This window comes from Morganella sp. GD04133, assembly GCF_029835375.1.
GTDB lineage: Bacteria > Pseudomonadota > Gammaproteobacteria > Enterobacterales > Enterobacteriaceae > Morganella > Morganella morganii_B.
On sequence record NZ_JAODZS010000021.1, the window covers coordinates 33,944 to 46,992 of the forward strand.

General features: G+C 52.2%; 11 protein-coding genes and 1 tRNA gene. 9 read left to right on the forward strand and 3 right to left on the reverse strand.

Annotated features, from left to right (window positions below; genetic code table 11):
• Positions 1-73 precede the first annotated feature (73 nt).
• Positions 74-1,372, forward strand: a complete 1,299-nt coding sequence (eno, locus tag N7387_RS11780) for a phosphopyruvate hydratase (protein ID WP_279799124.1) — start codon at positions 74-76, stop codon at positions 1,370-1,372.
• Positions 1,373-1,706: 334 nt separating this feature from the next.
• Entirely contained in the window at positions 1,707-3,092 is a 1,386-nt protein-coding gene (locus N7387_RS11785) for a DASS family sodium-coupled anion symporter (protein ID WP_279799126.1), read from the forward strand.
• Between the two features lie 217 nt (positions 3,093-3,309).
• On the opposite strand, the gene mltD is transcribed toward N7387_RS11785, so the two are convergent.
• Together mltD and gloB are read right to left on the reverse strand one after the other, a co-directional pair.
• Complete coding sequence (gene mltD / locus N7387_RS11790) at positions 3,310-4,707, reverse strand: murein transglycosylase D (protein WP_279799128.1); 1,398 nt, start codon at positions 4,705-4,707, stop codon at positions 3,310-3,312.
• Positions 4,708-4,790: 83 nt separating this feature from the next.
• Positions 4,791-5,546: a hydroxyacylglutathione hydrolase gene (gene gloB / locus N7387_RS11795; RefSeq protein ID WP_262858936.1), complete on the reverse strand. Its 756-nt coding sequence runs from the start codon at positions 5,544-5,546 to the stop codon at positions 4,791-4,793.
• A gap of 40 nt (positions 5,547-5,586) precedes the next feature.
• On the opposite strand from gloB, the gene N7387_RS11800 reads away from it, so the two are divergent.
• Positions 5,587-6,318, forward strand: coding sequence for a class I SAM-dependent methyltransferase (locus N7387_RS11800; RefSeq protein WP_262858937.1), 732 nt, complete (start codon positions 5,587-5,589; stop codon positions 6,316-6,318).
• A 3-nt stretch (positions 6,319-6,321) separates the two neighbouring features.
• Here N7387_RS11800 and rnhA read toward each other — a convergent pair whose 3' ends face one another.
• The gene (gene rnhA, locus N7387_RS11805; RefSeq protein WP_262858938.1) at positions 6,322-6,792 is read right to left on the reverse strand and encodes a ribonuclease HI; all 471 of its coding nucleotides are present in this window, start codon (positions 6,790-6,792) and stop codon (positions 6,322-6,324) included.
• Positions 6,793-6,853: 61 nt separating this feature from the next.
• On the opposite strand from rnhA, the gene dnaQ reads away from it, so the two are divergent.
• The 6 genes from dnaQ (at position 6,854) to pgk (ending at position 12,970) form a co-directional block, all read left to right on the forward strand.
• Positions 6,854-7,588, forward strand: coding sequence for a DNA polymerase III subunit epsilon (gene dnaQ, locus N7387_RS11810; protein ID WP_274370222.1), 735 nt, complete (start codon positions 6,854-6,856; stop codon positions 7,586-7,588).
• Positions 7,570-7,842 (forward strand): YkgJ family cysteine cluster protein, encoded by a 273-nt coding sequence (locus N7387_RS11815; protein ID WP_279799133.1) that lies wholly within the window; start codon positions 7,570-7,572, stop codon positions 7,840-7,842. Before dnaQ ends, N7387_RS11815 begins: the two co-directional genes overlap by 19 nt.
• A 166-nt stretch (positions 7,843-8,008) precedes the next feature.
• A tRNA-Asp gene (locus N7387_RS11820) sits at positions 8,009-8,085 on the forward strand.
• A 369-nt stretch (positions 8,086-8,454) separates the two neighbouring features.
• Positions 8,455-10,449, forward strand: a complete 1,995-nt coding sequence (tkt, locus tag N7387_RS11825; RefSeq protein WP_262862552.1) for a transketolase — start codon at positions 8,455-8,457, stop codon at positions 10,447-10,449.
• 265 nt (positions 10,450-10,714) lie between these two features.
• Entirely contained in the window at positions 10,715-11,737 is a 1,023-nt protein-coding gene (epd, locus tag N7387_RS11830) for an erythrose-4-phosphate dehydrogenase (protein WP_279799135.1), read from the forward strand.
• Positions 11,738-11,806: 69 nt separating this feature from the next.
• Entirely contained in the window at positions 11,807-12,970 is a 1,164-nt protein-coding gene (gene pgk, locus N7387_RS11835; RefSeq protein ID WP_025153958.1) for a phosphoglycerate kinase, read from the forward strand.
• Positions 12,971-13,049: the final 79 nt, after the last annotated feature.

The following is a 13,049-nucleotide window of genomic DNA, read 5'->3' on the forward strand; positions in this document are numbered from 1 at the left end:
GATGTGAGGTGAGTGACCGGTCGTAAGTACCGGTTACTTATCTGAAAATTTAACTTGTACTGAGGAAAACCTAATGTCCAAAATCGTTAAAGTGATCGGCCGTGAAATCATCGACTCCCGCGGTAACCCGACTGTAGAAGCTGAAGTACACCTGGAAGGCGGTTTTGTGGGGATGGCGGCGGCTCCGTCAGGCGCATCCACCGGTTCCCGTGAAGCGCTGGAACTGCGTGACGGTGATAAATCACGTTTCCTGGGTAAAGGTGTTCTGAAGGCAGTCGGCGCGGTAAATGGTCCGATCGCACAGGCGCTGCTGGGTCAGGATGCCAAAGATCAGGCGAACGTTGACCAGATCATGATCGACCTGGATGGCACTGAAAACAAATCCAACTTCGGTGCAAACGCGATTCTGGCTGTGTCTCTGGCAAACGCCAAAGCCGCTGCGGCATCAAAAGGTTTACCTCTGTACGCACACATCGCAGAACTGAACGGCACTCCGGGTAAATACTCTATGCCGCTGCCGATGATGAACATCCTGAACGGTGGTGAGCACGCTGATAACAACGTGGACATCCAGGAATTCATGATCCAGCCTGTCGGCGCGCCTTCTCTGAAAGAAGCTGTCCGCATGGGTTCTGAAATTTTCCATCACCTGGCAAAAGTGCTGAAAGCGAAAGGCATGAATACAGCGGTGGGTGACGAAGGTGGTTATGCACCAAACCTGGGTTCTAACGCGGAAGCGCTGGCTGATATCAAAGAAGCCGTTAAAGCAGCAGGCTACGAGTTAGGCAAAGACGTTACCCTGGCGATGGACTGTGCAGCATCTGAGTTCTACAACAAAGAAACCGGTATGTATGAACTGAAAGGCGAAGGCCGTACCTTTACCTCTCAGGAATTCACGCACTACCTGGAAGAGCTGACCAAAGAGTATCCGATCGTCTCTATCGAAGATGGTCTGGATGAATCTGACTGGGATGGTTTCGCGTATCAGACTAAAGTCATGGGCGACAAAATCCAGCTGGTCGGTGATGACCTGTTCGTGACCAATACCAAGATCCTGAAAGAAGGTATCGAAAAAGGTATCGTTAACTCCATTCTGATTAAATTCAACCAGATCGGTTCACTGACCGAAACACTGGCTGCGATCAAAATGGCAAAAGACGCCGGTTACACAGCCGTTATCTCTCACCGTTCCGGTGAAACTGAAGATGCCACGATTGCCGACCTGGCAGTCGGTACCGCAGCAGGCCAGATCAAAACCGGTTCCATGAGCCGTTCTGACCGTGTTGCCAAGTACAACCAGCTGATCCGTATCGAAGAAGCGCTGGGTGAACGTGCGCCGTTCCACGGCCGCAAAGAGATCAAAGGTCAGTAATTGTTACTGTGAATGTTAAAAAAGGTGTGTCCGGCGGACACACCTTTTTTTATGACGCCGTTATCTTACCTTACGAATATTTCCCCGCTTCCTATCCGTTTCCTCAATGACTAAAACTGGTCATTTGTCATGCTATGACAAGTTTTTTTACTTATTCTGTTGCCCCAGATCGCAAAACGGACGATTTGTGATGTATTTTGTCATTAATACTTTTTATATTTTACATGAAGATAAATTGTTTAACATTTTTAGCATTCACGCAAAGGTGCCGGTTATTAAACTATGACAGCAACCGGTTTCGTGAATACTGTTTCATTCTACTGAGGGAATTATCATGGACGCTTCAGAAACGCTCACCCAATCCACCGGGCTGAGTTCTTTTAACACAAAAGGACTTATTATCCTGGCGCTGGACATTGTGCTGCTGATACTGCTGCTGAAATATCTGCCCTACAACGACAAAGAGAATGCCGGGCTGGCACTGATGGTATTTGTCGCGGTGTTATGGCTGACTGAGGCGATTCATGTCACGCTGACGGCGTTACTGATCCCGATTCTGGCTGTGTTTCTCGGATTACTGGGGGCCGGTAAGGCATTACAGTCGTTTGCCAGCCCGACCATCTTCCTGTTTTTCGGCGGGTTTGCCCTGGCGACAGCGCTGCATATTCAGGGGTTGGATCGCCTGATTGCCAACCGTCTGCTGCTGATTGCCCGTGGCCGTTTATGGGCGGCAGTGATCCTGCTGTTCAGTGTGACCGGTGCGCTGTCCATGTGGATCAGTAACACCGCAACGGCTGCAATGATGTTACCGCTGGTGCTGGGCATCCTCGGCAACCTCGATATCCGTCATGATCGTAATACGTTTGTGTTTATGCTGCTGGGCGTGGCGTACAGCGCCAGCATCGGCGGCCTGGGAACCATGGTCGGCAGCCCGCCGAACATTATTGCTGCAAACCAGCTGGGAATGGATTTCTTTACCTGGATGAAATACGGCATTCCGATGGTACTGATCCTGATGCCGATTATGTTCGGTATTATGTACCTGATGTTACGTCCGAAACTGGGCGCCCGTTTTGAAATTGAAGTGGAGCAGGTTCGCTGGACACCAAAACGTCTGCTGACACTCGGTATTTTCGGCCTGACCGTTATCTGCTGGATCGGCAGTGCGCCGCTGAGTGATTTACTGGGTAAAATTAAAGATTTCGATACCATTATCGCCCTGAGTGCCGCTGCGCTGATTGGTATTACCGGAGTGGCAAGCTGGTCGCAGATTCAGAACAACACCGAGTGGGGCGTTCTGTTCCTGTTCGGTGGTGGCCTGACACTGAGTATGATCCTGAAAGATTCCGGTGCCAGTGAAGTGATGGCAAACTGGATGAAAACCTCCTTTGGTAACAGCAGCTGGCTGGTGATTATTATCGCTGTCACCACCTTTATCATTGTACTGACGGAGTTCACCAGTAACACCGCCAGTGCCGCGCTGCTGGTACCTATCTTTGCAGGTGTGGCGGATGGCCTGGGAATGCCGGTGATGGCGCTGACCATGATTATCGGTATCGGTGCATCCTGTGCCTTTATGCTGCCGGTGGCGACACCGCCGAACGCGATAGTCTTTGGTACCGGGTTTATCAAACAGTCCGAGATGGTACGGGTCGGCGGGGTACTGAATATCGCCTGTATTATCGTTATCTCAGCTTTCGCCTGGCTGTTCTGGGTATAACGGCACCGCTGATAATAAACACGAAAGCAAAGTTCAACACAGAAAACCCGCTGATTGATCAGCGGGTTTTTTTATACCGGCAACAAAGAATATCGGCGCAGATGTACTGATATCGCAGAAGTGCGGAAGAGAAGAAGAACAACCGGAGAGAGATACAGATATTATGAGGTATAAAAAAGCCCTGCATCAGGCAGGGCTTCGGATACGAGAGATGATATCAGCCGCGTTTATTCGCAACATACACGGTTAATTCAACGCCGGGATGTAAATCCTTCATTTTGACTTTACTGTTCCAGGACATCAGCTCTTTCAGTGTCACACCATGACGCTGTGCGATGCTGTAGTAAGAATCCCCCTGACGCACTTTATACTTCGCCAGACGCATTGCATTTTTGGCGGCGGCTTTTGATGGTTTCACCACCGGGCTGCCTTTCACCTGCAATGTCTGTCCCGGTTTCAGAACCGCAGCGCTTTTCAGTCCGTTCAGCTGTTTCAGTTCAGCGACGGTCATCTTATGGCGGTTAGCAATGGCGTAGAGCGAATCACCGCTTTTCACTTTATACTTCGCGGCCTGCGCACGGACTGCCGGTGAACTCAGCTGTTCAGTACGCTGATTGTTTTTCGCGACCGCCGTGCGGATATCATCAAGTACCGCGTCATCAGATAACGCGCTCATCAGCTGATCGACTTTGGTTTTCGGCAGCATCAGATAGTGAGGGCCGGCCGGCGAGGTCACACCGCGTTTCAGGCTCGGGTTGTAATCTTTCAGTCTGGAAACCGGCATATCCAGCAGCTGTGCCGCGACATTCAGGGAAATCTGCTGACCGATATTCACCCGTGCCAGGGCGCGTTCTGCATCCGGCACCGGTAAATTCACGCCGTTGCGGTCACTGTTGCGGATAACATTGCTCAGGGCAAAAATACGCGGGACATAATCCATGGTCTCTTTCGGCAGGGATAATGACCAGTAATCCGTAGGTTTTCCGGCAGCGGCATTGGCTTCCATCGCGCGCAGCACACGGCCTTCACCGCTGTTATACGCCGCCAGGGTCAGTGCCCAGTCTCCGCCGAACATCGTATTCAGACGTTCCAGTAAATCCAGCGCGGCAGTGGTGGAGGCGGCCACATCACGGCGGTCATCAACCCACTGGTTCTGATTCAGCCCGTTTGCTTTGCCGGTACTCGGGATAATCTGCCATAACCCGGCAGCCTGAGCCGGTGAGGTGGCATGCGGATTAAAAGCACTCTCCACTATGGGCAGCAAAACCAGTTCCATCGGCATGTTACGTTCATCGATTTTACCGATGATCCAGTACATGTAAGGTTCTGCGCGCAGTGTCACATCGTGGAGATAGCTCTTTTTGGCGAGATAAGAACGTTCTTCGCTGCGGATACGGTCATTGTCCGGGATAGTCATTTTTATTTCATCACGGATATAACCCCAGATATCCTCTTCGGGACTGACGGAGGACATCTTTGCGGCATCCATCTGCTGAGTCGTCAGTAAAAAACCGTTACCGGAAGGATAAGGAGACTTTTGAGTTGTTTTTTGCGGCGCAGTCTGACACCCCGCCAGCAAAATTGCGGCGGCAAGAAGTGTAGCGTTGATTTTCATATTGGCGGAATCAGCATTATTATTCTTCAGTCTGTAGGTTTTGCAATCATACTGGTGTTATTCCGCCCTGACAACGATTACGGCTAAAATTGATCTTTTTTTGCGCGTAAAGCGGTAAAAGTTTCCTCAGCTGCCGCCGTATGTTTACTTAATGATAAATTATGTTGCAGATCAATATTATCACAGTTAAGAAAAACATTAATTTTCCTTTCTGTTTTCAGTGTGACGGGGAGTGTGGCTTCATGATTCTGACGTAATTCTGCAATATATTGCTGATATGCCTGAATATCACGGTTTTCCGGCCAGACAGCGCGCGCAAAGGCGAGGTTAGACTGTGTGTATTCATGCGCGCAGCAGACCAGTGTTTCATCCGGCAGTGCCGCAAGACGGCTGACAGAGCGGAACATCTGTGCCGGTGTGCCCTCAAAAATACGGCCGCAGCCGCCGGAGAAGAGCGTATCGCCGCAAAACAGATACGGTTCGCAATAATAAGCCACATGACCGAGTGTGTGTCCCGGCACCGCCATGACCTGAAATGTCAGCCCGCCGCAGGTAATCGTATCATTATCCTGCACGCAGTGATTTGCGCCTTTCGGCAGGGTTTCGGCGGGGCCGTAAACCGGCAGGCCGGGGTAGTGTGAAACAATCTCCGCCGTGCCGCCGGTGTGATCCGCATGATGGTGTGTCAGCAGGATGGCTGAAGGGGTCAGTCCCCGCTCCCGCAGTGTATTCAGTACCGGCTCACTGACGCCGGGGTCAACGATGACACAGGTGTGCGCATTATCCCGTAATAGCCAAATGTAGTTATCTGATAACGCGGAAATTCTGATAAGCTCCATAAATACCTCACCTTTCTGAGTGTGAATCAAGGATAAAGCCATGTTTTCTGCACGAGCGACAAAAACTCTGACGATGCCGGACTCGTGGTGCGATATTCCCTGCGGACGCCGCTTCCGGCAATCGCTGGAAGCGCAACTGGCGCCCTGGTGGCCGAAAATGTTTGGTTTTCATCTGATTAAGGTCGGCACGCTGAGCTGTGAAATTGACAGCAGCAGCTGCATGATCCCGCATCAGGTGAATGTGGCACCGCAGGGTAACACCTTACAGGTATTCGGGGAGGCGGCGCAATTGCCGTTTCTGGACAAATCTGCAGACGTCTGTGTATTGGCACATAATCTGGGTTACAGCAGTGATCCGCACCGGCTGCTGCGCGAGGCCGACCGTGTTCTGATTGAGGACGGCTGGCTGATTATCAGCGGTTTTAACCCGCTGAGTCTGCTGGGGGCACGTAAACTGATCCCGTGGCGTCTGAACCGGGAGCCGCAGTGCAGCCGGATGTTTTCACAGTTCCGTATGCTGGACTGGCTCAGTCTGCTCAATTACGAAATTATGTATCACCGGCTTACCACCCCGATCCCGTGGTGTAACCCTGACAGCGCCGGCAACCGCTATGCACGGATTTTCGGTTGTCTGGGCGTGATTGTGGCCCGTAAACGCACGGTGCCGCTGACCTTCACGCCGCAGAAGCTGCGCCTGCTGCGGCCGAAACTGAATAACGTGGTGGGCGCGGCCCGTGAGCAGACGCCGCCGCGCTGTCTGAAACGGCGCTGAGGATTATTCTGCGGCGGGCTGATAACCGGTATCGTTCTGTGACGGGGACTCTGCCGCCGCACGGGCAAGCTCATCACAGCGTTCGTTTTCCGGGTGCCCCGCGTGACCTTTCACCCACTGCCAGTCAATCTGATGGCGGGTGATAGCGGCATCCAGGCGCTGCCACAAATCGACATTCACCACGGGGGATTTATCCGCTTTGCGCCAGCCGCGACGCTTCCAGTTATGGATCCACTGTGTGATGCCCTGACGGACATACTGGCTGTCGGTGGTCAGCACGATATCACACGGACGTTTCAGGGTTTCCAGCGCCACAATAGCCGCCAGCAGCTCCATCCGGTTATTGGTGGTAAGAAAAAAGCCCTCACTGAGTGCTTTCTCATGGCCCTTATAACGCAGCAGTGCGCCGTAGCCGCCGGGGCCCGGATTTCCGAGGCAGGAGCCGTCGGTGAAAATTTCTACCTTGTCACTCATCTCTGGTAGACTCTTCCTCTGATTGATTGGCAATTACCTGAGTCTGACACAAAACGCCATTATGCACACTGATATTACACGACAAATTGTTCTTGATACCGAAACCACCGGTATGAACAAACTGGGTGCCCACTACGAGGGGCACAATATTATTGAGATCGGTGCGGTTGAAGTGATCAACCGGCGCCTGACCGGCCGTAACTTCCATCTTTATATCCGGCCTGACCGGCTGGTGGACCCGGAAGCCTTTGGTGTACACGGGATCAGTGATGAATTCCTGATGGATAAACCGGTTTTTGCCGACATCGCGGATGAATTTATTGAATTTATCCGTGGCGCAGAGCTGGTGATTCATAACGCGCCCTTCGATATCGGCTTTATGGATTATGAATTCCGCAAGCTGAACCGAGGGATCCCGCCGACGGCGGAATTCTGTACCATCACCGACAGCTTAACGCTCGCCAGACAGCTTTTCCCCGGTAAGCGTAATAACCTCGATGCCTTATGTGACCGCTATCAGATAGATAACTCAAAACGTCTGCTGCACGGCGCGTTACTCGATGCCGAGATTCTGTCGGATGTTTATCTGGCAATGACCGGTGGCCAGACATCACTGGCGTTTTCTGCGGATAATGAGAACAGCGGCGAAGAGAACGTTCAGACTATTCAGCGCGTTACCCGCCCGCAGAGCGGTCTGCGGGTGGTATATGCCACGGATGAGGAAATTGCCGCGCACGAGGCGCGTCTGGATCTGGCGGAGAAAAAAGGGGCGAACCCGTGCATCTGGCGGAGCTGACCGCCTGCCGCAGCGGTTGTGGTGCCTGCTGCACCGCACCGTCCATCTCATCCCCCATTCCGGGGATGCCGGACGGCAAACCCGCTAATACCCGTTGTGTGCAGTTGTCCGCACAGAATTTGTGCCTGATTTTCGGTTCACCGCTGCGTCCGGTGGTTTGCAGCGGACTGCAGCCCTCGCGGGAAATGTGCGGGGAGAGCAGGGATGAGGCCATGATTTATCTGCTTGATCTGGAAAAACAAACATCTCCCTGAACACGAGTGACTGCGTTGCGGGAGACCGTGTGTCGTGTGCGGTGACCCGTATAAAACAGTCTGTTCAGGCGAAAAACTGTGCAATTGCATGGATTTACACAAATCAGGTATTGACGAACGGGAACCGGCATCGTATTATCCGCACCGTTCCCGAAAAGGAACACACGGAGCGGTAGTTCAGTTGGTTAGAATACCTGCCTGTCACGCAGGGGGTCGCGGGTTCGAGTCCCGTCCGTTCCGCCAGATTACAGAAGCCCTGACAGCAATGTCAGGGCTTTTCTGTTTTTACTCTTCAGTTTCATTTTTTAATGACCTCGCCTGCGACACTCCGCCGCACAGAATGCGGTATTTCCGCTTGCTATTCATTGTGGTAATCGGGTTTAATAGGTCACTTCCGCTGTTGCGCAATACCTGGTGCTAAAACGATTTAGTCAGCGAAAATGCCGCCTGTGCGAAGTCTTGTTTCTGTCTTCAGACACGCCTCGCCTGACGTCTTATTGTTGTCTTTTCAGCCCCGACCCTTTGCCTCTGACCGGTGATAAGGATTGCCATCCGTGCGCGGCACTGCGAAAATAGCCTGTATCTGCTTTTTATCCGAACCTGGAGTAGACAATGACCTCTCGTAAAACTCTTGCTAATGCGATTCGTTTCCTGAGCATGGACGCGGTGCAAAAGGCAAATTCCGGACACCCCGGCGCACCAATGGGCATGGCTGATATCGCGGAAGTACTGTGGCGCGACTATCTGAAGCACAACCCGACCAATCCGCACTGGAGTGATCGTGACCGCTTTGTGCTGTCAAACGGTCACGGCTCAATGCTGATTTACAGCCTGCTGCACCTCACCGGCTATGATGTATCGATGGATGACTTAAAAGCCTTCCGTCAGCTGCATTCCAAAACCCCGGGTCACCCTGAATACGGCTACACACCGGGCGTGGAAACCACCACCGGCCCGTTAGGCCAGGGTATCGCAAACGCAGTCGGTTTTGCTGTTGCGGAACAGACACTGGCGGCGCAGTTCAACCGTCCGGGTCATGATATTGTTGATCATCACACCTACGTCTTTATGGGCGACGGCTGTATGATGGAAGGGATCTCCCACGAGGCCTGCTCTCTGGCCGGTACCCTGAAACTGGGTAAACTGGTTGCCTTCTACGATGACAACGGCATTTCCATCGACGGTAACGTTCAGGGCTGGTTCACTGACGATACCGCCAAACGCTTTGAAGCTTACGGCTGGCATGTTGTACGCGGCATTGACGGTCACAATCCTGACCAGATCAAAGCAGCCGTTGAAGAAGCCAAAGCGGTTACTGACAAACCATCCCTGCTGATGTGCAAAACGGTTATCGGTTTCGGTTCACCGAAGAAAGCCGGTACTGCAGATGCACACGGTTCTCCGTTAGGTGATGCGGAAATCGCCGCTACCCGCGAAGCACTGAACTGGCCGTATGCGCCGTTCGAAATTCCGCAGGAAATCTACACTGAGTGGGATGCGAAGAAAGCCGGTGCTGCCGCTGAATCTGAGTGGGATGTGAAATTCGCTCACTACGAAAAAGCCTTCCCTGAACTGGCCCGTGAATACCGCCGCCGTGTCAACGGTGAGCTGCCTGCACAGTGGGAAGCTGACGCAAACGCCTTCATTCAGAACCTCCAGGACAACCCGGCCAGCATTGCCAGCCGTAAAGCATCACAAAATGCACTGGAAGCGTTCGGTAAAGTGCTGCCTGAATTTATGGGCGGTTCCGCTGACCTGGCACCAAGTAACCTGACCATGTGGTCCGGCTCTGCGCCAATCAATGAAGACAAAGCGGGTAACTACATTCACTACGGCGTGCGCGAGTTCGGCATGTCTGCCATCATGAACGGTATCGCCCTGCACGGCGGTTTCATTCCTTACGGCGCGACCTTCCTGATGTTCGTTGAATATGCCCGTAACGCGGTGCGTATGGCGGCTCTGATGAAGATCCGCAGCATCTTTGTTTACACTCATGACTCTATCGGTCTGGGTGAAGACGGCCCGACTCACCAGCCGGTTGAGCAAATCGCCAGCCTGCGCGTGACACCAAACATGAGCACATGGCGTCCGTGTGACCAGGTGGAATCTGCGGTAGCCTGGAAATACGCGATTGAGCGTAAAAACGGCCCGACATCCCTGATCTTCTCCCGTCAGAATCTGGCACAGCAGCCGCGTACCGCGCAGCAGCTGGCAGATATCGAAAAAGGGGCGTACATCCTGAAAGATTGCGCAGGTCAGCCGGACGTGATCCTGATTGCCACCGGTTCTGAAGTGGAACTGGCCGTGAAAGCATACGAACAGCTGACAGCCGAAGGCCGTAAAGCACGTGTGGTTTCCATGCCGTCTACCGATGCATTCGACAAACAGGATGCTGCTTACCGTGAATCTGTTCTGCCGTCAGCCGTGACCGCACGTGTTGCTGTCGAAGCAGGTATTGCGGATTACTGGTTCAAATACACCGGGATGCAGGGTGCCATTGTCGGCATGCATTCATTCGGTGAATCTGCACCTGCCGGTCAGCTGTTCAGTGAGTTTGGTTTCACTGTTGAAAACGTGGTTTCTCAGGCGAAAGCTCTGCTGAAATAATCTGCTGATACAGATTCTGAAAGCGCATTCCGGTTTTTTTGACCGAATGCGCTTTTTTCATTTCTGTTCCTCTGACTATCTTGCGATCTTTTTTCATTTAGCATAACCTGTCTTTATCAAGCTGAACCGTTTCAGTAATAAGGGTATTATGATTGTGCCGCAGAGGATAAAAAAGATTGCGGTTTCTATGATAAATACCCCGTACAAAAACCCGTGAGTCCGTTATTCTTAGTTCGCTGATAATTTGGCTATTTCTGAGGATACTATGACAATAAAAATTGCAATCAACGGGTTTGGGCGAATCGGGCGGAGTGTGCTGCGGGCGTTGTATGAAACCGGGCGTAATACGCAGATTACCGTTGTTGCTATTAATGAGCTGGCGAATTCCGAAGGTATTGCACACTTACTTCAATATGACACAAGCCACGGACGCTTTTTTAAACCGGTACAGCTGACAGATAAAAATACACTGAAAGTCGGTGATGACACCATCCGCATCCTGCATGAAGCGGATATTCATCAGTTACCCTGGGCGGAACTGGGTGTGGATGTGGTGCTGGACTGCAGCGGCGTGTACGGCTCCCGTGATGACGGGCTGGCACATATCGCTAACGGTGCGAAAAAAGTGCTGTTTTCCCATCCCGGCGGTAATGACCTGGATGCCACCATTGTCTACGGTGTTAACCATGACACACTGACGGCGCAGGATAAAATTGTATCGAATGCGTCCTGTACCACCAACTGCATCATTCCGGTGATAAAATTACTGGATGAGGGATTCGGCATCGAGTCCGGTACAGTGACCACCATTCACGCGGCGATGAATGACCAGCCGGTGATTGATGCGTATCACAGTGATTTGCGGCGCACGCGGGCGGCCGGGCACTCCATCATTCCGGTGGATACCAAACTGGCTGCGGGGATCCGGCGGATTTTCCCGAAATTTGAAGATCATTTTGAGGCGATTTCAGTCCGGGTGCCTACAATTAATGTGACGGCGATTGATTTGAGCGTCACCGTAAAAGGGAATGTCACCACGCAGGAGGTAAACCGCCTTCTGCAAAACGCAGCGACGGGGGCATTTCGTGGTATAGTGGACTACACAGAGTTACCGTTAGTCTCGGCGGATTTTAACCATGATCCGCACAGTGCTATCGTTGACGGTACCCAGACCCGCGTCAGCGGACAGCATTTGATAAAAATGCTGGTCTGGTGCGATAACGAATGGGGCTTTGCGAACCGTATGCTGGATACCACTCTGGCAATGGCTGAGGCGGGTTTTCACTGAGGGACGGCGTGCCCCGGCAGAAAATTGAACACAATTTAACTGATAAGAGAATCAACAAGAGGATTCACCATGTCCGTAATTAAGATGACCGATCTGGATCTGGCGGGTAAACGTATTTTTATCCGTGCTGACCTGAACGTTCCTGTCAAAGATGGCAAAGTTACCTCTGATGCACGTATCCGTGCCTCGCTCCCGACAATCGAAGCCGCACTGAAACAGGGTGCCAAAGTCATGGTGACCTCTCACCTCGGCCGTCCGGTTGAAGGGGAATACAACGAAGAGTTTTCACTGAAACCGGTTGTTGATTATCTGGCAGATAAACTGAGCTGCCCGGTGCGCCTGGAAAAAGATTACCTCAACGGTCTGGAACTGAATGCCGGTGAGCTGGTGGTACTGGAAAACGTCCGCTTTAACAAAGGCGAGAAAAAAGACGACGAAACCCTGTCAAAACAGTATGCATCACTGTGTGATATTTTCGTGATGGATGCCTTCGGGACGGCTCACCGCGCCCAGGCATCGACTCACGGTGTGGCAAAATTTGCGCCTGTTGCCTGTGCCGGTCCGCTGTTATGGGCGGAACTGGATGCACTCGGCAAAGCACTGGATAACCCGGCGCGTCCGATGGTGGCGATTGTCGGCGGTTCTAAAGTGTCCACCAAACTGACCGTACTGGACTCTCTGTCCAAAATCGCGGATCAGATCATCGTCGGCGGTGGTATTGCCAACACCTTTATCGCAGCGGAAGGGCACAATGTCGGCCGTTCACTGTATGAAGATGACCTGATTCCGGAAGCGAAAAAATTACTCAGCAGCTGTGATATCCCGGTACCGGTTGATGTCCGTGTGGCGACTGAGTTCTCCGAAACCGCAGAAGCGGTGCTGAAATCAGCCAATGACATCAAAGATGACGAACAGGTACTGGATATCGGTGATGAATCCGCACAGCACCTGGCTGATATCCTGAAAAATGCCAAAACGATTCTGTGGAATGGCCCGGTCGGCGTATTTGAGTTCCCGAACTTCCGTAAAGGGACAGAAATCGTGGCTAACGCCATTGCTGACAGTGACGCATTCTCTATCGCAGGCGGCGGTGATACCCTCGCGGCTATCGACTTATTCGGCATTGCGGACAAAATCTCTTACATCTCTACCGGCGGCGGCGCATTTCTGGAATTCGTCGAAGGCAAAAAATTGCCGGCCGTTGTGATGCTCGAAGAACGTGCAAAACAGTAACAGTCATAATCAGATGACAACAACGGGCAGTGTGAGCTGCCCGTGACAACTTCCGAAAGACCAATACAGGAAATTTGAC